Here is a 25735-nt window from a genome sequence, read left to right on the forward strand (position 1 = left end):
TTATGCGATCAGAGCACACCAAATGGGTTATGCTTGCGCTTGCAGCATTCACGATCATGGGCAGCTATTATACTTATGACTCGATTGCGCCAGTGGCCGGTCTTTTGCGTGATGAACGAGGTCTAAGCCAATCCCAGATCGGATTGTTGAATGCTGTATTCAACTTGCCCAATATCGCGCTGGCTTTGATTGGTGGTATCATCATTGACCGCATTGGTGCGGCCAAAGCAATCCTGATTGCGGCGGTAATTTGTACCATCGGCGCTGTCTTAACCGCGGTTGGTGAACCGTTCGGACTGATGTTGTTTGGCCGTCTTCTTTTTGGTCTGGGCAATGAAACCCTATATATCGCGCTGCTGGTTGGGATCGCACAATGGTTTCATCTTGGTGGGGGTGCGCTTGCGATTGCCTTGTTTTTCTCAATGGCACGGGTGGGGTCTTATAGTGCGGACAAATCGACGAGCTGGTTTGCAGACGTTTATGCGGCCGGTTGGCAGGCTCCGCTTTGGCTCGCCGCCGGGTTAACCGCAACCGGGGTTTTTTCGGCGCTCATTTACTATCTCGTGGATAGCCGATTTCCCCATCTTCGGGCGGTCGGTCAGAAATCAGAACGCTTCATGCTCAAGGATCTTACCGGCTTTAGCCGATCTTTCTGGTATATCCTGTGGCTCAATGTTCTTTTCGCAAGTGTGTTTTTCCCGTTCCGATCAACTTTCTCCATTCAGTATTTTATGGATGTTAAGGGCATGAATCTGGCGGAAGCGGGAACCGCAAATTCCTATGTCTTTGCGGCAGCTATTTTTGCAACGCCGATATTTGGCCTGTTGGCTGACCGTATCGGACGTCGGGCAAGCCTTTTGACCTTCGCTGCTGCTTTGATGCCGCTGACTTTCGTGATCCTCGCAACCACCAACTATGGTCTTTGGGTAACTACGGTCCTGATGGGTTTAAGCTTTTCTGTTATCCCGGCAGTGATTTGGCCTGCAACAGCGATGCTTGTCGAAAAGCATCGGGTCGGTACCGCGTTCGGCCTGATAAATATGATTCAGTCTTTGGGTCTGGCCGCTGCCAATTACGGGGCAGGCTATCTCAACGATGTATTCAAGGCAGGCCCGAATAATCCACAAGGCTATGATGCGATGCTTTCGATGTTCGCGCTATTAAGTCTGATCGCATTTTTTGCGACGCTATTGCTGCTTTTGAGAGAGCGAAGGCAGCACAATGGAGGAATAGAGGCGCGACTGATCGGGCAAAGTGATGCCTCTATGCAACGGCACTGATTTAATTTGCAGATATATCGAAAATGCATGGCCCTATTACCTGCCGCGTGGAATAGCCCTTAGGCAAGGTAACGCTGACCCGTCGGTCAGTGAGCGCGCTTGGGAGGGCAGCCGCATGAAACTGCCGCAAGAATTTGATCTGCACGCGTTGGAAGTGTTCGTGATGACCGTCGAATTGGGCGGCATGTCGCAATGCGCCAACCATCTTCAGGTCACCCAGTCGGCTGTTTCACAAACAATAGCGAAGCTGGAAGCGGGCATCGGCGCGCCACTGTTTGATCGCACGATGCGACCATTGGGCCTAACTGCCAGTGGAAAGTCGCTATTTGCGCGTGGGCAAAAACTGATTGCGCACGCAAGGCTTGCTTATGACGAAGTTCGCGAAGGGGCCAATCTTCCGATATCAAGCGTTACCGTTGCCTTGTCGTTTAGCCTCGCAAATCAGCTTACCGCGCCCATATTAGGTAATCTGGGCAATCGTGCGGATCGCTGGAATATAAGATCAGGCATTTCTATGGAGCATCAGGGCGAATTTTTGGCGCGTGATATCGACATGCTTGTCACAGGTAGCTTCAATCTGGAGCATCGCGACACCGTCGAACTGCACCCGGTATTCGAAGAGAGTTTCATTTTTGTATTTCCCAGAGATTTTTGCGAGCCTTTGGATGTCGTTGGCCTGCCATCGACCCTTCCGTTCATTCGCTTTTCGCGGCTTACCGGCACCGGGCAGCAGATCGAGCGGCAGATTGTACGGATGAAGTTAAAGCTTCCCCAAATGGTAGAAGTGGAATCGTCGCATCAACAACTTGCATTGGTAGCAGCAGGGCTTGGCTGGACGATTACGACACCTGGATGCTTTGCCGCTGTGCCCGAATTATTCTCGCAATTGCGCGCTGAGCCCATGCGACGAGGCCGGTTTTCAAGATCGATACAGGTCGTCGCGCGCACCAATGAATTGGGCGACATTCCCCGATTGACCGCCGCGCTTTGCCAGCAGGTTTTGCGGGACAAGATTTTCCCGCCGGTGATCGACCAATATCCGTGGATCGCGCAACAACTGCTTTGGCCCAAAGCGGATCTCGAAAATGAAGAATTGATGGCGTGAAAATAATCCCGGCCTTCTTGGCGGTAACATTTGCGATGATGCCGTTGTTCGCGCAAGTGCCGAGCTCTCCCGGGGTCGACGCCCCGGAACTTGCCCGAATTGGAAAAGGCGGGGTTGGCTTTCGTTCAATAGAAATCATCCACAAAGATCAACCCGATCTGGAAAATGTTGATCCTCAGAGCGATACGGTCAACCAAATCGACAGGCAGCTTCGCGTTGATATCTGGTATCCTGCAAATATCCGCAAGCGAGCAAAGGCGGCAACTTATCACGGAAGTCTTTGGGGAGAGCCGCCATTGCCATCAGTCAGCTTTTCACAAAAGGGTATGGCTGTCGAACGTGCGGATCCGGATGGAGGCCGTCATCCACTTGTTATTGTAAGTCATGGATATAGCAACAACCCCGCAGTGATGACTTGGTTGACCGAGAATCTCGCATCAAAAGGTTATGTTGTGGCGGCGATCCATCATCGTGACCCCAATCCATATATTGCATCACCTTCAAAGCGGGCAGCGCCCAATTTCTATCGTCCTATAGATATTGCATTTGTTGCAGGTGAACTCCGCGCCCGTCTGGGTAGCCAGATCGATCCTGCGAATATCGCCCTTATTGGTTATTCGCAGGGCGGATATGGGGTTATTACCGCGGGCGGTGCGACACTTGATCCCGCAGGTCCGAACGTGGCTTTGGTCGCCGGTGGGATGCTGAAAAACCTTGTTAGGGGCAGCGTCGGCGCAAGTGACATCAAGGTGCCGCGCGTCAAAGCCGTTATCGCGCTTGCGCCGGCGGGGGGATATCCAAAAAGCGCTTGGGGGGCAGAGGGGCTGTCGGCTATTTCTGCTCCGCTGCTTTTGATTCAGGGCGATCAGGACCCGGTGGTTGATTACAAGACTGGCGCTTTGGCAATATTCAACGGTGCGACGAGCTCGGATCGATATTTGCTAACTTACCGCCAAGCAGGCCATTCCATCGCCTTGAATCCTGCACCCGCAGAAATGCGCAATAGCGTTTGGGATATTGACTGGTTCGAAGATCCTATTTGGCGGCAAGACCGGATCATTGGAATAAATCTCCATTTTATAACAGCTTTTCTGGCCATACATATGAAAGGGGAGCAGGCTATGCGGACCTATCTCGACGTGCCTGTTGCTGAATCCGATATCGGCGAATGGAATGCGCCTGCGGGAACTCCGTGGGGGGCATATAGTCCCGGCGCACCAGAGGCCACCTTGTGGAAAGGATTCCAGCGACGCCATGCCCCGGGCATGGAGTTGCGCCATGCGCAGCCTGCAAAATAGCGGGTTAATCTAAAGCTTTCGCCGCCTCTTGCCAGAAATGGATGATGCCTTGGGTATAGCTGAGCGGAACATAAGCAAGGCAAGCGTCTTCGCTAAGCACATGCAGCCGGATGTTGACATGGTCGATGATGGTTGCGGCGCTAGAACCGACCGCAAAGGCCGGGCTTTCTGCATCGAACACGCCGCCTTCCATCAACAAACGACGCCAGCCTTCGCCCGACAGCAACACCCGCGTCACACCGCCACCAATCGCTGTCAGAGCACCGTCATTCTCAAGAATGGACGGCAATGCGGTGGCATCGCCTTCGACTAGCCAGACCGTTGGTTCATATCGTATCAGGCGCAGCGCATCGCCACCGCCGGAGGCCCCCATTTTCGGCAAAGCAAAACCCGCCACCGCCGCGAAACGTGTCGCCACAGCCTCCGGATTGCTCCAAATCTCGAATGCCCAGAGGGGCGCGGAGGGGAGAGAGGAAACGGTTACATCAGTCACGATAGCGTTCCCCCGCACTGTCATAGAAATGCGGCGCAACAACGCGAACGCGCGCCTTTTGTCCTCGGGTTGGCGATGTGGCGATCAGTTCCTCCCCATGGCGCAGAAAGCCGTCTGTCAATTGCCCCAAAGCGAGTGACCCGCCATCCATGATGCGGAAGGCCGATGCGCTGACATGACCTTCGGGTGATTTACCTTCGGCGGTGACGAGCATGGCCCCCTCGGGAATAGAACCCTCAATCGCTTCGAGTCCCACAAGCTGCCGGCGACCCGCTTCGGACAGTGCGGGACGGGTCAGGCCTGCTGCGCCTATGAAGCCACCCGATTTGTTGAGCATTTTGTCGAGCGCAAGATCGTGCGGCGTCATGCGGCCGTCAATTTCGCCGCCCACCACCAGATGGCCCTTTTCGATGCGCAAAAACTCCATGGCTTCAAGGCCGTAAAGGCATCCGCCTGCTCCGACGACAGCGGCTTCGCAGGCCGCCCAAACCGGTTCTGCGTTGCGCGCATCGACATAGATTTCGAAAGCCCGTTCTCCGCTATAGCTCGCCGCGAGCACGAGGACTGCGACGCCCGCAATTTTAGCGGCGATCGTCGACATATGGCGGGGCGGTTCTTCGCCGATCAGTGTAGCCAGAACCGATTTGGCTTTTGGACCGGCTATCGCGATCCCTGCATGATGTTCCTGCACATTCACAACGGAAACACGCAACTGAGGATGGAGATAATTGCGCACATAGGAAAGATGGGTTGCCATGCGGTCCGCTCCGCCAGTGGAGCTGGTCAACAGATAACGGTTTTCATCAATCCGCCAGACGGTGCCGTCATCAAAGACAAAGCCGTCTTCGCGCAACATGAAGGTGTAGCGCCCACGCCCGACCGCCAGTTTCCCAACGGTGGTGGCACAGACGGTTTCGAGCAGCGTCGCCGCGTCGGGTCCGCTGACCTCAAATTTCGCCAATGTGGACACATCGGTCATGCCCACCGCGGTCCGCACCGACCGTGCCTCCCGCATAGCCGCCTCGGCAAGGCTTTCGCCTGTCATGGGATAGGCCCGTGGCCGGAACCAATAGCCCAGCGGCTGCCAAATCGGGCTTTTGGCCGCATGCACATCATAAAGGGCCAACCGGCGCTTATGTGCCCCTGCATCCTTCGCCGCTGCGCCTGCGAACAGGCCCATGGTCACGGGCGTATAGGGTGGACGGAAAGTCGTCAGGCCCGCCTCGGGAATGGCAACACCCTGCTTTTCGGCGAGCCTAACCAGCGCACCCATATTACTGGTTTTACCCTGATCGGTTGCCATGCCCAGCGTCGTATAGCGTTTGAGATGTTCGACCGACCGGTAACCTTCGGCCCAGGCCAGGTCGACATCGGCCAAGGTCACGTCATTCTGGAAATCGACAAAACTCTTTTTCGCCGGAACGACAGGCGCAGAGGAAAAGACCGGGGCGGGGGCCGCCGCACCGCCGATGGTTTTCACATTCTGTCGTGATTGCGCAGGGACAAAGGCTTGCGCCGCATCATTCCATTCCAGCGTTCCACCGGCCTGGCAATGCAAATGGACAACAGGCGTAAACCCTCCGGAGACGGCCAACAGATCGGCATCCCAGCTTTTGGTTATGCCATCCACGATGCCCGACACATTTTTGAGGCAGTGGCGTGAACCTTTGGTTGCCGAAGGATGGGCATTGTTAAAGGTCGTAAAGCCATGCTCTTGACCGGCCGGAGCAGGACGTGCGTCGAGAATGGCGACGATCTGCGCGCCTGCTTCTTTCAAGGCATGCGCGGTCAGATAGGCGTCGTCATTATTCGTGGCAATCACGACACGCTGGCCGGGGCATACACCAAAGCGCCGAACATAGGTTCGCACGGCTTGTGACAGCATGACGCCGGGCCGGTCATTATGGGGAAAGGCCATGGGGCGTTCGATGGACCCAGTCGCCAAGATTACTTGGCCTGCACGGACATGCCACAACCGTTGTGCTACGCCATTTGCGGGAACTTGTCCGGGCTCGGCAAGCCTTTGAGTCAGCGTGACCAGATCATGTTCCCAATAACCGGACGCCGTTGTACGGGTAAGAATATAGCCACCTGCTGCACGAATGCGGTCCGCACATTCTTTGACCCAAGCACCATCCAACTCTTGCGGATCGCGGATGAGCGAGGCGCCGAGGATATCATCCTGCTCGACCAAGATGACGCGCTTTCCGGCTTCGGCAGCTTCAAGTGCGGCGGCGATACCCGCAGGGCCGGCGCCTACGACCAGGACATCGCAAAAGGCCGCACGCTGGCTAAAACGGTCCGGGTCGGCTTCGCGTGGTGCATTTCCCAGCCCAGCGGCTTTGCGGATGAAATGTTCGTAGAACATCCAGCGTTTCGCCGAGCCAAAGAAGGTTTTATAATAGAAGCCAGCCGAGAAAACCGGTGCAGCAAGACCGAAGATCGCGCCGAAGTCGAGTGACAGATTGGGCCAGCGGTTTTGGCTCTGGGCCACCAAACCGTCATAGACAAAGACGTCAGTGGCGCGTGTGTTCGGTTCGGCCCGTCCGCCTTCGCCTACGGTCACCAGCGCATTGGGTTCCTCGACACCTGCGGTCATGATCCCGCGGGGGCGGTGATATTTGAAACTGCGCCCGACAAGGCCGATTCCATTGGCCAGCAACGCCGCCGCAAGTGTATCGCCGGTGCGCGCGGAATACCGCGTTCCATCGAAGGTGAAGCTGATGTCCTGCCCGGAATTTGGGCGCGAAGGGCCGTTCATGGCAAAGCCTCTGGGCCGACCGCGCGGATGTTTGAAATCTCGTTTGTGGCGCGGTGGCGGGTCACCACCATCCACGCACGACAGCCGAAGGTATGACGCCAAATCTCTTCGTCAACACCGCGCGGATTGCCTCGGGTGAAGAGTGTCTGCATGGCCGCCTCATGGCTTGCACCTGCAGGTGCAACCGAATCGACCGTTCGTTCATAGACAAATTCGCTCTGCGCGCGCGGGCCGCAATGGGGGCAAATAATCTGCATCATTAGCGGCTGTTCGGCATCGGGCCGGTCCCTGATTCATCAATGGTCGCGCCGGTCATAAATCGCTCTAGCGAGAAGGGTGCGTTCAGGGGATGGGGCGATCCTGTGGCGAGCGTGTGAGCATAGGTCCATCCGGACGCCGGTGTCGCCTTGAAGCCGCCATAGCACCAGCCGCCGTTGAGGTAGAGGTTGCGCACCGGTGTTTCGCCGATGATGGGCGATCCGTCGAAGCTCATATCGGTAACCCCCGACCATGTGCGCACCATCCGCAACCGCGACAGGGCAGGGACGAGGGCTAGTCCTTGCGCGATGGCGCCTTCCATGACCATCGGGTGGCCACGTTGTGCGTAACTTGGCCAATTGTCGGGATCGCCGCCAAAGACAATGCCGCCCTTGTCTGACTGGCTGATATAGCAATGCAGCGATTGCGACATGATCACACTGTTGATCATCGGTTTGACGCCCTCGGTCACCATGGCCTGTAAGGTTTGTGATTCCACCGGCAGCTTCAGGCCTGCGAGCCCTGCGACATGGCCGCTATGTCCCGCCACACAGATACCGACCCGGCCCGCGCCGATCCGGCCCCGCGTGGTTTCAACACCAACGACCGCATCGCCGTCGCGGACAAATCCGGTAACCTCGCACTTCTGGATGATGTCCACACCGAAGGAGTCCGCGACCCTTGCATAGCCCCATGCGACGGCATCATGCCGCGCGGTTCCGCCGCGCCGCTGGATCAAGCCGCCTTCGATGGGAAAGCGGGCACTGCGCGACATGTCGAGCAGGGGTTCAAGCTTTGCGACCTCGTCGCGAGTCATCAGGTCGGCATCAATTCCATCGCAGCGCATGGCATCGCCACGCTCGGCCAGCTTGACCATATCGGCATCGCTATGCCCCAAAAACATCGCGCCGCGCGGGCTGAACATGACGTTGTAGTTCAGTTCGTCGCTCAGATTATGCCATAATTTGAGGCCGAACTCGAACAGGTCGTGCAAGGGCTTCAAACGGTAGTTTGACCGCACAATGGTTGTGTTACGGCCCGTGTTGCCGCCCCCGATCCAGCCTTTTTCCAACACGGCAATATTACGCAAGCCGTGGACCTTGGCGAGATAATAGGCGGTCGCCAGGCCATGCCCGCCACCGCCGATGATGATGATATCATAATGCGCCTTCGGCTCCGGATCGCGCCACGCAGGCTGCCAATGCTTCTGCCCGTTCAGGGCCCCCCGCAGCAATCCAAAAGCCGAGTAGCGATTCATGAAATCGGCATCCACCCGCGCTTTTCACGCCAATCGGATTCCAGATTATCAAAGCGCGACAGCTTCAATATGTCGATATTCGCAAAGGAACAGGCACCATCAAGGACCAGATCGCGGATGGCGTGACCCGATGCGGGCGACAGGCCAAAGCCTACGCCCGACATGGATGCAACGATGACATTGTCGGGGTTCGTCAGGCGGTCGATAATTGGACGTCCATCGGGGGAGTTTTCGATAACCCCGGCCCAGCTACGAATGATGTTCAGATGGGCCGCCTTGGGCAAAAGCTCGGCCAAGCGGCTGGCGAGGTTGCGCATCAGCGGCGTTGACGGCCGGTCTTTCGGACCCGTGGCATCAACATCGATCCACTCATGCGGCCCGCCACCATAAGCGAGATTGCCGCGCATGGTCTGGCGTCCATAGAGCTTGTGCCCGTCCACGCCGCCAATGGGCATCATGGGCGCTGGCTCTGTTATGATCATTTCTGCGCGGGCAGGGGCGAGCGGAATATCTATGCCGAACTGCGCCATCAATTGTGGTATCTGCGGCCCGGCCGCAACTACGACAGCATCGCAGCCATAGGTTGCCGACGCTGTTTTGACCGCAGTGACTTTTCCGCCTGCGGTTTCAAAGCCGGTAACGGGGCTATGCTGGACAATCTTTCCGCCCAGATCCTGCAAGGCCCATGCATAGGCTTGCACACTTCGTTGCGGGTTCGCATGGCCGCCGAATTTATAGTGCACACCGCCGAAGCAATTATCGCCGGCCAAAGGCACCGCCTCTTGCACTTGCTTGACATCCAGCACCTCGACCGGATGCCCCAAGCGGTGGTGGCGTTCAGCGACGAAGTGATATTGCTCCCACTGCCGTTCGGTCATCGCGATGATGATGCGTTCTTTCTGGTGCTCGGTCGGATAGCCGAGCAGTTCATCCATTTGCGGCCACATGCGCTGTTCTTCATCAAACAACGGGCTTTGATAGTGGGATGCCCCGCCACCATTGCGGCCCGACGCTTCCCAGCCGACAATGAACTTGTCGAGCACGGTTACCTTGACGCCTGACCGCGCCAGCCACCAACCTGCGCTTAGTCCGGTGACGCCGCCACCGACGATGACTACTTCCGACCCGCTCATTCGTACATCCCCGTGTAGAGCATCTGGCGATGGTCCTCTTCATATTGCGTGCCAAGATCTTCAAGCGGAACCCATTGGGTTGGGATACCGAACCAGACGTCCCACGCTGCCGTCATGGCCTCCGGTTCATTCCAGTCTGCCATGATTTTCATAGGTAGCGGACGAACCGGAGCGCGATGCGATGCCAAGGGAATGGAACCGAAAGGCTTTCCGGACTCGAGCGCGAGCAGCATGGCAACCTGATCGCGGCACCGGCGGCCCTGGCACACGCCCATGCCAGCGCGGGTGAGGCGTTTGATCTGGTCGGGATTGGCAGGGCCATCTTGCAATAATGTGTCCAGCGACCGGGCGCACATGGGGCCGGGACGCGTCAGATAGTTAGGCGGTTGCACCCCGATCAGGTCCGCGCGCGTCACTTCTTCGCACTGGCAAATGATGGTGTCGTCAGCACTGATGGTGGTCAGGGCCTGCATCCACTCCATACGGTATGCGACATGGTCGAACCCTGTGTCAGCCAAGCCCGCACAATCGCCCACAGCGGAAACTGTTGCTTCACCAAGCGGCACATAACCGCCACGTGTTGCGTTCAGCGAGCGTCCGCCGTGCATGGCGTCGACCAACTCAATCGATGGTATCAGACCAATTGCGACGCAAATGGTATCGCACGCAACTTCTTGGCCATTGGAAAGTGTTGCAGCTTCGACGCCATCGATGCCGCCTTTGGCTGATGTGATTGCGGTGCTGCAATGGATCGCTATGCCCGCCCCGGCTAGCTTTGCTTGCAACTCCGCCGAAGCTTGCGGCGCGTCGCGTACTTCCACAAGACCTGCGACATCAAACCCCCGTGCGTGCGCCAGAAGCGCGGTTTCGATAGCGAGATCGTGCGATCCGAGGACCAAAATGCGGTTCCCCGCAAAGGCATCATAGCGCGTCAGCAACATCTGCAACGCTGCGGCACCCATGACGCCTGGCTGGTTCCAGCCGGGAAAGGCCATCGCGAGGTCGCGCGCACCGGTGGCGAGCGTGATATGATCGAAGCCGATCAGCCATGACCGCTCTGCATCCGCAAGGCCAACAACCTGCTCGGGCAGGCTGGCGACGCCGGGGCCGTTCCGGTAAACACCCCAGGCGGTCGTCCCCAACAACAGCTCGACACCTGCCTCCATCGCTGTTTCCAGCTCGGGCATGCTCATGAAAATAGCTTCGAGCATGCGCTCGCTATTCTGTGTCGCCGCCGTCATCCGGCCACCGAAGTAAAGCGGCACGTCGTTCCCCATCAGCGCGCCGGAGACGGGGTTTTCGTCAACGAGTAAAACCTTGGTGCCTGCCTTTGCCGCCTCAATGGCGGCGGCTACGCCACTCGGGCCAGCGCCAACCACGACGAGCCCATAATGCGCTTCAGGCGCGCTGCGCGTGCCATTGACCGCGCAAATATCTGTTCCGGTAAAGTTCAATTCCATCACACCGCCTCCAGTGCCTGCGCCAAATCGGCGATCAGATCATCTACATGTTCAAGGCCCACAGACAGACGCATCGTCCCATCGGTGATTCCGCCAGCCAGTCTTTGTTCGGGCGCAACAGCATAATGCGTCGTGCTCGCCGAATGGCAGATCAGCGTTTCCGAACCGCCCAGACTGACCGCCACTTTCAGGAGTTGCAGATTGTCCAGCATGCGAAATGCTTCCGCTTCGCCGCCATGAAGATGGAAAGAGAAAGTCGACCCGGCGGCCTTGCATTGGCGGTCATATACGGCGCGTGGCCGTGTGCCCTGTTCCAGAAAGCCAAGATAGGTGACACCGGCAACTTTGGGATGATCGCGCAAATATTCAGCGACCGATTGCGCGTTGGCCATTGCGCGTTCGGTGCGGACGGCGACCGACTCCAATGAGCGGAGAACGAGCCAGGATGTATAGGGATCCAGATGATTGCCCCATGTCGTGCGCTGCATCCTCAATTGCTCGATCAAATCTTTCCGCCCGCTGACCCCGCCGGCGAGCAAATCGCTGTGCCCGCCGCAATATTTGGTGAGCGACGTCATGCACAAGTCGACGCCATGTTCGATCGGGCGTTGTGCAAAGGGACCAAGCAGGGTGTTGTCGACGACGACCAACGGGCGGTGCCCCTGAAGCGCGCCTACTTCGTCCGCCATCCGGACCATCAAGTCCAGATCGACCATAGCTGCGGTTGGATTGGCAGGCGTTTCCGCAATGATCAGTTTCAGTGTGCCTTTTGCCATTGCTGCCTGTGCGGCAGCGCGCACATCGGCTTCGTCTGTTCCATCCAGATAAGCAGCAGCTTTCGATCCGAATTGGGGCATGATGCTGTTGTACAACATATCGACGCCGCCATAGATTGGACGGCCATGCAGGACGCTATCGCCCGCGCGCACATGAGCGAGCGCGATGCTGGAATGGGCGGCCATTCCGCTGCAATAGGCGACCGCCTCTTCGGCGCCGTCAATCGCGGCGAGACGCTTTTCCAAGAAATCCAGACCAGGATGGCCAAGGCGTGAATAGATGTGGTTGGTCTGGCCGACCAAGGGCCCCGTTCCATCGAAATAGGCCTCATGCACATCCTTGGCATGCTGGGCCGAGGGGTACACAAAGGTCGAGGTCATGAAGATCGGCGGCTTTACCGATCCCATGCCCATCTGGGCGTCATAACCATAAGCGACGGCAAGCGTTTCGGGGCGCATTCCCTTGGGTTTATCCATTGGCATGGGCCGTAATATAGGCACGTCCTTTGTCGCAATACCAGTCGGTAAAGCGCTGTGCGAGCATTTCTGCATCTTGCGAATAAGGACCAGGGGTGTACCCGGGGCTATGCACGCCGACCTGGTTGTTTTCGGCGAGCTGCTTGTCTTCCAGATTGGTGGTTGTCCAAAGCGCAGTCAGTTTTTCAATGTCGTAATCGACACCTTCCACGGCGTCTTTATGCACAAACCATTTACCGGCAACATGGGTTTCTTCGGGCCCAACCGGCATCGCGCTGAACATGAAGGCGTGATCGGCGGTGCAATGCACGAAACAATGCGGATCGACCGCCCAACGCATAGAGCCGATGTCGCCGCCATTGGAATCGCACATCAGCTTCTTGGACAGATGCTGGCCATCGCTTGAAATCGAAACACAGCCCTCGTTCAATGCGAAGCGTGCGACTTGCCACCAATGGCCTTCAACCGGCGTTTGTGGCAGGCCGTGGGCATCCATAGCCTTTTCGAAAGCCATCACCCGGGCATCATGACCGCTGTCGAAATGCTTCGACATGCCGACAGGGAAGGTCTTGGAAAGTTCGGGATGGCCGGTACTGCAATGATAGCATTCGCGGCCATTTTCCATCACGAGCTTCCAGTTGGCATTTTCCGCCAAAACGCTCTGAAAGGCGAGCTTTGCATCTTTCAGATGATGCGGCGCGGCATATAGCTCGAGCTTTTCACGGAAGTCGTCAATCGGCGGAGGCGTATCGGAAAGGCAAATGAATATCGTGCCGGATATGCACTCCATCGCCACGGGTTTCAGGCCATGTTCGCTCTTTTCAAAATCGTCCGGCATGCGCCCCGCTGCGAAAAGCGAACCGTCGAGATCATAGGTCCAGCGATGGTAGGGGCAGACAAGCTTTGGTGACGTGCCGCTGCCCGGCGCGCAAATCATCGATCCGCGATGGCGGCAACTGTTGTGGAATGCACGGATTTCGCCTTGCCGGTCGCGCGTAATCAGAACCGGCCACCGCCCGACCATCATCGAAACATAGCTGCCCGCTTTGGGTAACTCGCATTCCAGACCGGCCATCAACCAACTCTGGCCATAGATCGCCATCATGTCGAAATCGAAACTATTCTGTTCCGTATATAAACCCTGCGGCAAAGTATGCCCTTCGCGACGCTGCCCGAACAGCGACTCTATCCGCTTCAAATCCATGATTTGACCCTTGCTCAATTCTCTCCAATGTTGGAATGGTCCAGTTAGTCCGAGTAATAAAATCGCATTTTCGCATAGCCCTATGTCAAAATGTCGCGCACCATTTGCTCCGTTCTGTCGCGTTACGTTGAAAGGTCGAGATCATTTCCAACCGTAGCACTATCAACCGACGCTGGTTGCCGCTCAATGCTTTGCGTGCATTTGAAGCCGTGGGACAAAATTTGAGTTTTACCGGCGGCGCTTCCGCCTTGTCCGTATCCCAAAGTGCCATGAGCCGGCATGTGGGTGGACTTGAGGAATTGCTGGGAAAACAGTTGTTTGTGCGCGATGCTTCACGCCTGGCTTTGACTGCCGCGGGTGAGGAGCTTTTGCCCGTCGTCAGCAAATGTCTGGACCGGCTTGAGCAGACGATGAATTCGATCCGCGATGACGAAATAACAGGACGGTCGCTAAGGCTGCACATACCCCCGTCGCTTCTTCAACAATTATTCTTGCCCATGCTCCGGGATTTTCGCGCCGAGCATCCCGATATCCGACTTGATGTATCGAGCGCGCATGTTACCGGCTTGCCGCCAACCGAATTTGATATGGCAATTTCCTATGACCGTCCCAATGTGGATGACCGTATCACCGATCTTTTATGGATGGTTCGGGTCGCCCCATTATGTTCAGCGGAAACGGCAAAAGCGAGCATCGGTAAAACGTTGGAAGAGTTTCTGCAAAGTCAGGAGTTTTTGCACCTGAAACTGGATGGCGAGCCTCGTGAACTTCTATGGACGGCCTATTTGCGCCAAAGCGGTTTTTCAATACCGACGCATGGTGGCGTTGCCTTTGACACGACGATCGCCGCCGGCCAATATGCGATGGCGGCCAGTGGCGTATTCTTGGGTGATGTTGATATGTTCGCTCAAGAAATAGCCGATGGTCGCCTTGTGATGCCTTATGATGCGGTGATTGAGGACGGCTATGGCTATTATCTCAAACTGCACGCCGACGATTTGGCGGACCCAGCAATATCGATGTTTCGAAGCTGGCTGATCAATCGGTTCGGGGCATTGCGACCAAAGCGGCGTCCGGACGTGCAAGGCTGACGAGTCTCAATCCGTTGTCTGCGGCCATTCGTATCGCAAGATCAGTTGCCGCTGAAATCGTCACCAGCATCGGGCATTGGGCGAGTATTGTTTTTTGCACCAATTCCAGACTGCAGCGTGCTGTCAGTAGGATGAATCCCGACGAGGGTTCGATCTGCGCGGTTGCAAGTGCGCCAATCAGCTTGTCGAGCGCATTGTGCCGTCCGACATCTTCCCGCGTCATTTGTATAGATCCGTCTGGCGCGCAAAAAGCCGCCGCGTGTGCCGATCCCGTTGCTGCATTCAGCTTCTGATGGTCGCGTAAAGCAGACAGTGCCGTGAATATGGAGCTGTCAGCTACATCAAGCGTGCTATTGATGGTGGGAAGGGCCCTCATAACCTCTTGCAGGTTATCCATACCGCACAACCCGCAACTGCTCTCCGAAACACGTTGCCTTGCGCGCTCGATCACTTTGTCGGCGTTGGCATGGGGTAGCTGTATCCGGACAATCCAGCCCAACTCGCTTTGGTGTATATCAACCGCCAGAATCTGGTCGGGGCTTTCGATCAGCCCTTCGGAAAGACTAAATCCTATTGCATAATCATGAAGGTCGATCGGCGTTGCCATCATGACGGCATAGCCGATGCCATTATACTCGATCGCGATTGCCGCTTCGACTATGGTGTGCCGAACGATCTGCACATTTTTGCCGCCATCCAAATTTATGACGGCAAAATCGAGCGGTGTCGTGCCATTTTCAGGCTGCGGCATGTGCTTGTGCTAAACGCTGCACCGCGGTCGCCGCGACAGGAGAAAGACCTTCGCGGTTGCTTTCGAGTATCATCTGCTTCATTCGCGGATCCCAGAACAAATGGATATGCTCAGCCGTCGCGGTCACAGGATCCGGGTCCGTCGCCAGATTTGTGGCGATCTGGTTTAGCATATGCACAAGGCGTTCAAGGCTTGTCACTCGGCGGGCACCTCGGTCTCAATCCGCCGTGCACGTTCGGAAAGCGCCTCATATTCTTCCTGCCAATCGGTGGGTCCGTTGGACGGGCTGATCTGGACCGCGGTCACCTTATACTCCGGACAATTGGTTGCCCAGTCACTAAAGTCGGTTGTGACCACATTCGCTTGTGTCACGGCGTGGTGGAAAGTTGTATAGACGACCCCCGGTGCGACACGGTCCGTGACCGTCGCGCGCAACGTCGTTTCGCCTGCCCGGCTGGCAAGTTTGACCCAATCCCCAGACTTTATGCCTCGATCTTCGGCATCGACCGGATGTATCTCAAGCAGGTCTTCTTTGTGCCATGCGACATTTTCGGTCCGCCGCGTCTGCGCACCCACATTATAATGCGACAATATACGTCCAGTAGTCAGCAACAGCGGGAAACGCGGCCCGGTCTTTTCATCCGTGGGGACATAATCCGTCACCACAAACTTGCCCTTGCCTCGCACAAATCCATCGACGTGCATGATCGGCGATCCGTCCGGCGCGGCATCGTTTACCGGCCATTGCAGCGACCCTTCTTCGTCCAGCCGGGCAAAGGAAACACCCGCAAATGTGGGGGTCAGCCGTGCAATCTCGTCCATGATTTCGGACGGATGGGTGTAATTCCAGTCCAGCCCCATCGCTTGGGCGAGGCGCTGCGTGACCTCCCAATCTTCCAGCCCATTAAGCGGGGTCATCACCTTGCGGACGGGTTGGATCCGGCGTTCGGCATTTGTGAACGTGCCGTTCTTTTCCAGAAAGGTCGATCCGGGCAGGAATATATGCGCGTAATTGGCTGTTTCGTTGAGGAAAAGGTCATGCACGATGACGCATTCCATGGCCGCAAGGCCTGCCGACACATGTTTCGTGTTCGGGTCTGACTGCAAAATATCTTCGCCCTGCACATAAAGAGCTTTGAACACGCCATCGACGGCGGCGTCGAGCATGTTGGGGATGCGCAAACCCGGCTCTGGATCAAGCGCTACGCCCCAGTCATTTTCGAACAGCTTTCGTGCATCACCATCGCTGACATGGCGATATCCCGACAGTTCATGGGGGAAGCTGCCCATGTCGCACGCGCCTTGGACATTATTCTGCCCGCGCAATGGGTTCACGCCGACGCCGCGCCGTCCAATATTGCCGGTTGCCATAGCAAGATTGGCAATCGCCATGACGGTCGAACTTCCTTGCGAATGTTCGGTGACGCCCAAGCCATAATAGATCGCGCCATTTCCTCCGGTGGCATAAAGGCGCGCTGCGGCGCGTAATTCTTCGGCATCGACCAACGTTACTGGTTGCAGGCTTTCGGGGCTGTTGCGCGACTGGCCAACAAATTCGGCCCAGTGGCGATATTCATCCCAATCGCAACGTTCCTTGATAAAGGCCTCATTGGCGAGCCCCTCGCTGACGATGACGTGCGCCATTGCCGTCAGCACAGCGACGTTGGTACCGGGACGAAGGGGCAAGTGATGATCTGCCTCGATATGCGGAGACCGTACAATGTCTGTGCGGCGCGGGTCGATTACGATCAGCTTTGCAGGCGCACGTCCATCCTGTCCCCGCAACCGCCGTTTCATGCGGCTGGCGAACACGGGATGCCCGTCCGTCGGATTTGCGCCGATGATGAGGATGACGTCGCATTCCTCAACGCTGTCGAAATCCTGCGTGCCTGCACTGGTGCCAAAGGTTGTTTTTAATCCATAGCCGGTAGGCGAATGGCAGACGCGCGCGCAGGTATCGACATTGTTGTTTCCGAACCCGGCGCGGACAAGTTTCTGAACCAAGAAAGTTTCTTCATTGGTGCAGCGGCTGGAGGTAATTCCGCCCAAGGCATGACGGCCATAGGTGTCCGAAATGCGCTTAAGTTCGGACGCCGTATAGGCAAATGCCTCATCCCACTCGACCTCACGCCACGGATCGTTGATTGATTTGCGGATCATCGGCTTCAGGATGCGGTCCTGATGCTGGGCGTAACCCCAAGCAAACCGCCCTTTGACGCAGCTATGTCCGCGGTTGGCCTTGCCATCCTTGTAGGGTACCATGCGCACCAATTGTTCGCCGCGCAACTCCGCACGAAAAGTGCACCCCACGCCGCAATAGGCGCACGTCGTCACAACGCTTCGTTCGGGTGTACCGATTTCGACAATTTTCTTTTCCGTAAGCGTGGCCGTAGGGCAGGCTTGCACACACGCACCGCAGGACACGCATTCCGAGCCGAGAAAATCATCGCTCGCCAAGCCAGCGGATATTTTGGAGTCCCAACCGCGCCCCTCCATAGTGAGGGCGAGCGTGCCCTGAACTTCGTCACACGCGCGAATGCAGCGTGAACAGGCGATACACTTGCTGGGATCAAAATCGAAATAGGGGTTGGAATGGTCCTTTTCCTGACCAAGATGCGTGTCTTGCACATCATAGCGAACATCGCGCAGGCCGACGGCACCAGCCTGATCCTGCAGTTCGCAATCGCCGTTCGCGGCGCAGGTCAGGCAGTCGAGCGGGTGGTCGGAAATATAGAGTTCCATCACGCCTTTGCGCAGCTTTTGCAGATGCGGCGTTTGGGTGTGGACGACCATGTCCTGTTCGACGGGCGTCGTGCAACTGGCTGGCGTCCCCCTGCGCCCGTCGATCTCGACAAGGCACAGGCGGCATGAACCGAAGCTTTTCATATTGTCAGTAGCGCACAGCTTTGGAATCGACGTGCCCTGTTCCGCAGCCGCCCGCAAAACACTCGTTCCCGCCGGAACAGTAACCTGTCGCCCGTCAATGGTGCACGTCACAAGGTCGGTGGAGTTGCTGGCCGGTGTGCCAAAATCCTTTTGCGGCTGATATGTCATATAATCACCTTACACAAAATAGGGATGCGGATCACGTATGTGTTGCCAATTGGTCGGCAGCATATATCAGATCTGACGGTTGATTGATGTTAAAATGCGCTGTCTGCGATTGTAAAGGACGCGCGCCAATTGTTTCAATCCAATGCCGCATTGCATAATTGGTTTGGTGTTCCAAATGCCAGTCCAGCTCTGGTGCTAGCGACACTGGCCACATTCCGAACAGAAACTGGTTTTCGACAAAATAAGCCGAATCCGGATCGGTGATTGCAGGCATTTGCGGGATCGGCAGGACATCGCAACCTACAGAAAATACATAATCGAAACCACCGTCGCGTCCAAAATGCAAGGCTGCGTTCAAACCGCCTAAAGGCCCCCTGTCGCCAACCGGCCGATCTGGAATGCATTGCATGGCCGGCCATTCACGGCCGCATATGATCACGTCGTCGACCTGCCCACGGACAGCCTCAGCGACATGTTCAATCAGCGGTATATTGTTCAACAAGGCAGCAGCTTTGTCGCTTCCAAAACGTGTGGATTTGCCGCCGGCCAGAATTGCGCCCAGGATTTTCATCTGAAATCTTCGGGGAAATGTGTAATCGCCGACATGACAGGATAATGCGTAAATCCGCCAAGCGCACACAGCGAACCAAATTTCATCGTTTCGGAAAGATCGGCCAGAAGCGCCAAATTAGCCTCGACATTTTTGCCGGCGATAATCTGGTCCAGCGTTTCGACGCCGCGCGTGCTGCCCAAGCGGCAGGGAGTGCATTTGCCGCAGCTTTCCACTGCACAGAATTCCATAGCGAAACGTGCCATCTGCGCCATTTTGACGGTATCGTCAAAAACCGTAATTCCAGCATGACCGATCAAGGCGTCGGCGGCGGCAAAGGCTTCATAGTCGAAAGGCAGGTCGAAACGGGATGGGGGGATATAGGCCCCCAAAGGCCCGCCGACCTGTACGCAACGCACCGGCCGTCCGCTTTCGGTGCCGCCGCCAATATCGTTCACCAGCTCGCCCAATGTGATGCCAAAGCCAACCTCGAACAATCCGCCATATTTGACATTACCTGCCAATTGGACAGGCATCGTCCCTTTGGAGCGTCCCATGCCATAGGACGCATAGGCTTCGCCGCCATGCGTCAATATCCACGGAATTGCGGCAAGTGTGAGGACGTTATTCACGACCGTTGGTTTGCCAAAAAGTCCTTCGAGCGCGGGAAGGGGAGGTTTTGCGCGCACTTCGCCGCGCTTGCCCTCAAGGCTGTTTAGCAAGGATGTCTCTTCGCCGCATACATAGGCGCCGGCCCCGACGCGGACTTCGACTAAAAAGGGTGCCACCAAATGTGCCGATGCAGCGATGGCGGCTTCCATTTTGGCGATTGCGTGTGGATATTCGGACCGGATATATACATATCCCTTTTGCGCTCCCACAGCCAACGCGGCTATAGCTATGCCCTCGATCAGCATGAAGGGATCGCCCTCCATCACCATGCGGTCTGCAAATGTCGCGCTGTCACCTTCGTCGGCGTTGCAGACGATATATTTGATCTCGGATTGAGCCGACGCGACAGTTTTCCATTTGATGCCCGCCGGAAAGCCTGCGCCGCCGCGCCCCCGTAGTCCGGATGCAAGCACCGTTTCAATCGTGGCGTCCGCGCCAATGGCCCGCGCTTTCGCAAGGCCAAGCCATCCCTCGCTAGCGTAATAATCGTCGAGCGATGTCGGCCGGGTCTTGCCAGCCCGCGCGAAAGTCAGGCGTGATTGACGGGTGAGGAACGGATGTTCGGCAATCGCACCAATCGACTCCGCATTACCAGCCAAAATGGCAGCAACTTGATTGGCCGTTACATTCGCGAAGCCTGTGCCTTCTAAATCGACCAGAGGTTCGAGCCAATGCATTCCCCAACTTGACACACGTTCGACTTCGACGCCCGCCTGTATGAATGCCTGCGCAACGGTATCTGCACCGCAGGCTATCGCCAGAGCGTCATCGGAGATACGGATTTTCATAGGCTGGCCATCAACGCTGTTAGCCGCGTGCTATCCAATCGGGCGTGCACATTGTCACCGACCATTGCGGCAGGACCAACCGAGCATAGCCCGAGGCAATAAATGGATTCAACCTTTACGCGGCTTTGGCTCTCGGCGACTGGAACAAGCGCCTCGACCCCACGTGCCTTGCACGCTTCGGCGCGGCAGAGTTTGAGAACCGGTCGATTTTCGGCTTCGGTTCGAAAGTCATGGTAGAAACTGACCACGCCATAGACCTCTGCGCGGGTCAAATTGAGAGCGTGAGCAATTTTCCGCATGGTGTCTTCGCTAATATAGCCGAACGCCTTCTGCACATCATGCAGGATGGGGAGCAAAGGGCCTTCGCGCTCTGCATGTTCGGCCAAAATGTCGTCAAGTGAACCCATTTAGTAAACTACAACGCTTCGGATGCTTTCGCCTGCATGCATAAGGTCGAAGCCCTTGTTGATTTCATCGAGCGTCAGAACATGGGTGATCATGGGGTCGATCTGGATCGTGCCGTCCATGTAGAGATCGACGATCTTCGGCACGTCGGTACGGCCTTTCGCCCCGCCAAAGGCAGTCCCGCGCCAGTTGCGGCCGGTCACCAGCTGGAATGGACGCGTGCTGATTTCCTTGCCTGCCTCTGCAACGCCGATGATGATGCTGGTGCCCCAACCGCGATGGCATGCTTCGAGTGCTTGGCGCATTACAGTCGTGTTACCCGTGCAGTCGAACGTATATTCTGCCCCGCCGTCGGTCAGCGCCACCAGATGCTGGACAATATCGCCCTCGACATCCTTTGGATTGACGAAATGGGTCATACCGAATTTCTTGCCCCATTCTTCGCGGGCCGGATTGATGTCGACGCCGACAATCATATTGGCTCCGGCCATCTTCGCGCCTTGCAGCACGTTGAGGCCAATGCCGCCCAGACCAAAGACGATGACATTATCGCCCGGCTGCACCTTGGCCGTATTCGTAACCGCGCCTACGCCCGTGGTTACGCCGCAACCGATATAGCAACTGGACTGAAATGGCGCATCGTCACGGATCTTGGCCACCGCAATTTCCGGAAGAACGGTGAAGTTCGAAAAGGTCGAGCAGCCCATATAATGGAAGATCGGCTGGCCTTTGTAGCTGAACCGTGTTGTGCCATCCGGCATCAAACCCTTGCCCTGTGTCGCACGGATCGCGGTGCACAGGTTCGATTTACCTGAAAGGCAGGTTTTGCACTTGCCGCATTCAGGAGTGTAGAGCGGAATGACGTGATCGCCTGGCTTTACGCTGGTGACGCCCGCACCAATTTCACGCACAATTCCTGCACCCTCGTGACCTAATACACTCGGGAACAGGCCTTCGCTGTCTAGTCCGTCGAGCGTGTATGCGTCGGTGTGGCAAATGCCCGTCGCCATGATTTCGACCAAAACTTCGCCTGCCTTCGGCCCCTCCAGATCAAGTTCGACAATTTCCAGAGGCTTTTTGGCTTCAAAGGCAACGGCGGCACGGGTCTTCATCAGATAGTCTCCTGAATAAAATATTCATACATAATATATACTTATATATACTACTTAAATACGATTGTACGATTTCCATTGAGCATGACACGATGCTCAAGGTGTAATTTTACGGCGCGGGCCAAAACCCGGCTTTCCGTATCCTGCCCTTGGGCGATCAAATCTTCAACCGTATCGGCATGGTCAACGATAGAAACATCCTGCGTGATGATCGGGCCTTCATCAAGATCGGGGGTTACATAATGCGCGGTTGCACCCACCATTTTGACGCCGCGTTCATAGGCGCGGTGATAGGGCTTTGCCCCTTTGAAGCCCGGCAGGAAACTATGGTGGATGTTAATCACGCGGCCATCCAATTTTCGGCACAGTTGATCCGAAAGCACCTGCATATAACGCGCCAAGATGATCAGGTCGACCTGCTGCTCTTCCACCATGGCCAGCAATTTAGCTTCTTGTTCGAGCTTCGTTTCGGGTGTGATTGGCAAATGGTGGAACGCGATCCCTTCATGCTCTGCCCTTCGTTGCCAGTTTAGGTGGTTGGAAACGATGCTGGTAACATCCATGGGCAATCGGTTGGTCGATGTCCTGTAAAGCAAATCGTTGAGGCAATGGCCGCCCTGGCTGACCATAATCATTGCACGTAATTTTTTACGAAGATCGTTGATTTGCCAATCCAGTTGAAAGGCAGTGGCCACCGGCATGAAAGCAGACGAGAAACTTTCCGATGTCATTTCCTGCGGACCCGAAATTGCGACGCGCATGAAAAACCTGCCAGTATTTGCGTCGCCATATTGCGAACTTTCGACGATATTGCAGTTTTGGCTTGCGATAGAATTGGCAACGGCCGCAACGATACCCCGGCGGTCTTCGCACGCAATTAACAGAACAAATTCGGCACATGGCTGCATAATTCAAACCATCCTTAAAAAAACTGATACTTGGCCTAGCGTTGCAATACTGCACTATCCATCATGCCAAACATATATTAGGTCTTCTAATCGCAACATGTAGATGATGTGATTGATTGAGGAATTTAATTTACCAATCATGAAAATTTGGTCAGTTGCGTGGGGGGGACTCCGGTTTCAGTCTGCCTTTGGAGATTTACAACCCTCGCAATTGTGAGGGATGGTTGAGGGGAAGAAAATTGAAAACCTATTTGAAAATTTCGACTGCGGCATTTGTATTGGCATCCATGGGTGCCGGTGTAGGGGCCGCTCCTGCATTTGCTCAAGCAGCAGCAGAAGAGGATGATCGCGGCATTGCCGATATCGTCGTCACGGCAACGAGGCGCGAAGAGTCGGCAAACAGGGTGCCACTCGCGATAACCGCGCTTGGTGGTGATACATTGGGTGATCTTAACATCACCAAGTTCGACAAGTTGATTGAGTATCTGCCCAATGTCCGTTCCGCGTCGCGCGGTCCTGGTGCTTCTTCGATCTTTATCCGTGGCCTTTCTACCGATTCCCCCGGCCTGCAAATTGCCGGTACTGCGGGTGCCCAGCCAACAGTGGCGTTGTACGTAAATGACGCACCTGCATCGCTGGTTGGACGCAACCTAGATCTATATGCTGTCGATTTGCAGCGGGTTGAAGTTCTTGCAGGACCACAGGGCACATTGTTTGGTGCAAGTGCCATGGGCGGCGCTGTCCGGTACATCACCAACAAGCCTGACACGGCCGAGTTTCACGCCGGGTTTAACGCAAGCTATGCCTTTACGAAAAGCGGTGAGGAAAGCGTTGCCGGCGATGCGTTCATCAACATCCCGATTGTAAAAGATAAACTTGCCATTCGTGCGGTATTCTACACTGACCGTCAGGGCGGTTACATCGACAATGTCGCCGGTACGTTCCAAATGCCCTTCAACGGAAATGTCGGGATTGCCGGGCGTTTGCCGACAGGCAACCCGTTGCTTGTGATGCGCGCTATCCAATCGTGCCAGGCGACAGCGACAACTGTGGTGCCGAACTGTAACGGCAGCCAGTATACACCGCCAACTCGTCAATCCATCAACAACGATGCGTTTGTTGAAAAGGATTATAACGATGCAACATATCGCGGTGGCCGTATTGCGCTGACATGGAACATCAGCGACGACTGGTCGATTGATTTGATGCACGTTCGTCAGGAACTGGACACCGATGGTGTGTTCGATTTCGAGCCTGATGTGGGTGATTTGAAAGTTACCAAGTTTAACGACAACTCTTTGCGTGACCGCGTCAGTCTTTCGACATGGGCAGTCAATGGCCGCCTTGGCGAACTCGACCTGATTTATACAGGTTCGTTCATGAAGCATCGCGCAACGCAGATTGCCGACTATGCTGGCTATTCAAATATCGGCCTTTTCTTGCCTTATTATGAATGTGATCGCGGTGTTTATTACACAGCGGCATATAACGGTAATATCGGCAATGCCTGCTATGCCCCGAACAAGAGCTATCAGGTTCGCAACAAGACGGAGCGATTGACGCAAGAATTCCGTATCACGACGCCTGCCGACAAGCGCTTACGTGGTACATTCGGGTTATTCTATGACAATAACAAATTGTTCGACAATACCGACTGGTCCTATCTGCAAGAAGCGGCCGGCTTCATTTATCGCCGGGCACCCAATCCGTCGGTGAACGCAAATGATCCTAGCATTCGCCCTGTACAGGTTGGATTTTTTAATGACATCCAACGCAAGGATAAGCAATTTGCAGCCTATGGTGAAGCCTCTTTTGACATTGTGCCTGACAAATTGATACTTACTGGGGGCCTGCGCTATTATAACGAAAAGGCGTCTATTAACGGCTCGTCAAACGGAAGCTTTGGCACTGGCGCGCGCGGCGTTTACAATCCAGCGACTGGAACGTATTCGCCATCGGCAACACCTCCACAATTTTACGGTGTTAGTGCTCCACTCGATGTCCTGTATGCCGATACATCGCCTGCCAAATACACGGGTGTGTTGTTTAAGGGGAATCTGACATATCGGATAGGAGATGGTTCGCTTGTTTATGCGACCTATTCTGACGGCTTCCGTCCTGGCGGATTTAATCGCCAGCCATGTACGCCAGGTAGACGATTTGGTCCCAATAACACGCTTTGTACGCCTGAAGTCTTTGCTTCGCTTGGAATCTATGTGCCTGATAAAGTACAGAATTATGAAGTCGGCGGAAAGTTCTCACTTCTTGACAGGCGTTTGCAAATCAATTTGGCGGCTTATCAAATCGACTGGAATAATATTCAGATCACTTTGTTCGACCAAAATATTTCGAACCAAACGTTTACGACAAATTTGATTGATGCACGTATTAGGGGCGTTGAAGGTGATGTAACGTGGCGAGCTACCCCGGAGCTAACTCTCAACAGTGCTTTTTCGTTTAACGACTCTGAGCTGACAAAATATCGTCAAGATACGACTATACTTCGTGCTTTGGGAACTCCTTTGGCTCTGAGCCCCAAATTCCAGTTCAACGCTCGCTTGCATTGGGAAAAGGAACTTTCTTCGGGACTGATGCCGTTCGCGCAGGTTGGTTTCCATTATGTCGGTAAGAGCATCTCTGATGTAATCGACAATGTCGACATCCGTTATCAAGGGCTTAACCCCACTTTAGGTTATGAGCCAGCGATTCCGGTCACTTACAATGGTGTGGTAGTTAATCCGGGTGACGTGGTTGTACCAGTTCCTGCTGCACAGCAACTCGATTCCTATGCAACCTTCTCCGCCTCGTTCGGCGTATCCAAGGATGAATGGCGCATCGAATTGTTCGGGGACAATCTGACCGACGAACGGCCTGAATTGTACAAGAGCGGAAATGACGGCG

At 55.6% G+C, this 25735-nt stretch carries 21 protein-coding genes; 5 read left to right on the forward strand and 16 right to left on the reverse strand.

All coding sequences use genetic code 11. The features are described 5' to 3' along the window. The first annotated feature begins 2 nt into the window (after positions 1 to 2). The 3 genes from ACKVOS_RS00360 (at position 3) to ACKVOS_RS00370 (ending at position 3683) form a co-directional block, all read left to right on the forward strand. A complete protein-coding gene (locus tag ACKVOS_RS00360) occupies positions 3 to 1280 on the forward strand; it encodes an MFS transporter (protein WP_409210033.1) in 1278 nt (425 codons plus the stop codon). Positions 1281 to 1395: 115 nt separating this feature from the next. After that, a complete protein-coding gene (locus ACKVOS_RS00365; protein WP_409210034.1) occupies positions 1396 to 2385 on the forward strand; it encodes a LysR family transcriptional regulator in 990 nt (329 codons plus the stop codon). Beyond that, complete coding sequence (locus ACKVOS_RS00370) at positions 2382 to 3683, forward strand: alpha/beta hydrolase family protein (RefSeq protein WP_409210035.1); 1302 nt, start codon at positions 2382 to 2384, stop codon at positions 3681 to 3683. The genes ACKVOS_RS00365 and ACKVOS_RS00370 overlap by 4 nt, the downstream gene beginning before the upstream one ends. A 4-nt stretch (positions 3684 to 3687) precedes the next feature. Here the strand turns inward: ACKVOS_RS00370 and ACKVOS_RS00375 are convergent, their stop codons facing one another. The 8 genes from ACKVOS_RS00375 to ACKVOS_RS00410 are packed head-to-tail and all read right to left on the reverse strand — an operon-like array spanning position 3688 to position 13503. Then, a complete protein-coding gene (locus tag ACKVOS_RS00375; RefSeq protein ID WP_409210036.1) occupies positions 3688 to 4176 on the reverse strand; it encodes a hypothetical protein in 489 nt (162 codons plus the stop codon). Beyond that, entirely contained in the window at positions 4169 to 6937 is a 2769-nt protein-coding gene (locus tag ACKVOS_RS00380) for an FAD-dependent oxidoreductase (RefSeq protein WP_409210037.1), read from the reverse strand. The genes ACKVOS_RS00375 and ACKVOS_RS00380 overlap by 8 nt, the downstream gene beginning before the upstream one ends. Next, positions 6934 to 7197: a sarcosine oxidase subunit delta gene (locus tag ACKVOS_RS00385; protein ID WP_409210038.1), complete on the reverse strand. Its 264-nt coding sequence runs from the start codon at positions 7195 to 7197 to the stop codon at positions 6934 to 6936. Before ACKVOS_RS00385 ends, ACKVOS_RS00380 begins: the two co-directional genes overlap by 4 nt. Next, entirely contained in the window at positions 7197 to 8453 is a 1257-nt protein-coding gene (locus ACKVOS_RS00390; protein ID WP_409210039.1) for a sarcosine oxidase subunit beta family protein, read from the reverse strand. Before ACKVOS_RS00390 ends, ACKVOS_RS00385 begins: the two co-directional genes overlap by 1 nt. After that, complete coding sequence (locus ACKVOS_RS00395) at positions 8450 to 9586, reverse strand: NAD(P)/FAD-dependent oxidoreductase (RefSeq protein WP_409210040.1); 1137 nt, start codon at positions 9584 to 9586, stop codon at positions 8450 to 8452. Before ACKVOS_RS00395 ends, ACKVOS_RS00390 begins: the two co-directional genes overlap by 4 nt. Then, the gene (locus tag ACKVOS_RS00400) at positions 9583 to 11046 is read right to left on the reverse strand and encodes an FAD-dependent oxidoreductase (protein ID WP_409210054.1); all 1464 of its coding nucleotides are present in this window, start codon (positions 11044 to 11046) and stop codon (positions 9583 to 9585) included. The genes ACKVOS_RS00395 and ACKVOS_RS00400 overlap by 4 nt, the downstream gene beginning before the upstream one ends. After that, a complete protein-coding gene (locus ACKVOS_RS00405; protein ID WP_409210041.1) occupies positions 11046 to 12299 on the reverse strand; it encodes a cystathionine gamma-synthase family protein in 1254 nt (417 codons plus the stop codon). Before ACKVOS_RS00405 ends, ACKVOS_RS00400 begins: the two co-directional genes overlap by 1 nt. Beyond that, positions 12292 to 13503, reverse strand: a complete 1212-nt coding sequence (locus ACKVOS_RS00410; protein ID WP_409210042.1) for an aromatic ring-hydroxylating oxygenase subunit alpha — start codon at positions 13501 to 13503, stop codon at positions 12292 to 12294. The genes ACKVOS_RS00405 and ACKVOS_RS00410 overlap by 8 nt, the downstream gene beginning before the upstream one ends. Positions 13504 to 13694: 191 nt before the next feature. Here ACKVOS_RS00410 and ACKVOS_RS00415 point away from each other — a divergent pair, with 191 nt between their 5' ends. Further along, entirely contained in the window at positions 13695 to 14594 is a 900-nt protein-coding gene (locus ACKVOS_RS00415; RefSeq protein ID WP_409210043.1) for a LysR substrate-binding domain-containing protein, read from the forward strand. Here ACKVOS_RS00415 and fdhD read toward each other — a convergent pair. From fdhD to purU, 8 genes are read right to left on the reverse strand one after another with little or no spacing between them, the layout of a single operon-like run. After that, a complete protein-coding gene (gene fdhD / locus ACKVOS_RS00420) occupies positions 14542 to 15345 on the reverse strand; it encodes a formate dehydrogenase accessory sulfurtransferase FdhD (RefSeq protein ID WP_409210044.1) in 804 nt (267 codons plus the stop codon). The two genes, ACKVOS_RS00415 and fdhD, sit on opposite strands and share 53 nt — an antisense overlap. Next, positions 15332 to 15544, reverse strand: a complete 213-nt coding sequence (locus ACKVOS_RS00425) for a formate dehydrogenase subunit delta (protein WP_409210045.1) — start codon at positions 15542 to 15544, stop codon at positions 15332 to 15334. The genes fdhD and ACKVOS_RS00425 overlap by 14 nt, the downstream gene beginning before the upstream one ends. Then, positions 15541 to 18399 (reverse strand): formate dehydrogenase subunit alpha, encoded by a 2859-nt coding sequence (fdhF, locus tag ACKVOS_RS00430; protein WP_409210046.1) that lies wholly within the window; start codon positions 18397 to 18399, stop codon positions 15541 to 15543. Before fdhF ends, ACKVOS_RS00425 begins: the two co-directional genes overlap by 4 nt. A gap of 31 nt (positions 18400 to 18430) precedes the next feature. Next, positions 18431 to 18970, reverse strand: coding sequence for a molybdenum cofactor guanylyltransferase (locus tag ACKVOS_RS00435; RefSeq protein ID WP_409210047.1), 540 nt, complete (start codon positions 18968 to 18970; stop codon positions 18431 to 18433). Continuing rightward, positions 18967 to 20409 carry an NADH-ubiquinone oxidoreductase-F iron-sulfur binding region domain-containing protein gene (locus ACKVOS_RS00440; RefSeq protein ID WP_409210048.1) on the reverse strand — a complete coding sequence of 481 codons (1443 nt, stop codon included), beginning with the start codon at positions 20407 to 20409 and terminating at the stop codon, positions 18967 to 18969. The genes ACKVOS_RS00435 and ACKVOS_RS00440 overlap by 4 nt, the downstream gene beginning before the upstream one ends. Then, entirely contained in the window at positions 20406 to 20816 is a 411-nt protein-coding gene (locus ACKVOS_RS00445) for an NAD(P)H-dependent oxidoreductase subunit E (RefSeq protein ID WP_409210049.1), read from the reverse strand. Before ACKVOS_RS00445 ends, ACKVOS_RS00440 begins: the two co-directional genes overlap by 4 nt. Then, positions 20817 to 21926, reverse strand: coding sequence for an S-(hydroxymethyl)glutathione dehydrogenase/class III alcohol dehydrogenase (locus ACKVOS_RS00450; protein WP_409210050.1), 1110 nt, complete (start codon positions 21924 to 21926; stop codon positions 20817 to 20819). A 50-nt stretch (positions 21927 to 21976) separates the two neighbouring features. Next, positions 21977 to 22834, reverse strand: coding sequence for a formyltetrahydrofolate deformylase (gene purU / locus ACKVOS_RS00455; protein ID WP_409210051.1), 858 nt, complete (start codon positions 22832 to 22834; stop codon positions 21977 to 21979). A 239-nt stretch (positions 22835 to 23073) separates the two neighbouring features. Between purU and ACKVOS_RS00460 the strand changes: the two genes are divergently transcribed. Then, positions 23074 to 25735, forward strand: a 2662-nt coding sequence (locus ACKVOS_RS00460) for a TonB-dependent receptor (protein WP_409210052.1), incomplete at its 3' end; no start/stop codon positions are given.

The organism is Sphingorhabdus sp. (genome assembly GCF_046154385.1).
Classification (GTDB): Bacteria; Pseudomonadota; Alphaproteobacteria; order Sphingomonadales; family Sphingomonadaceae; genus Sphingorhabdus_B.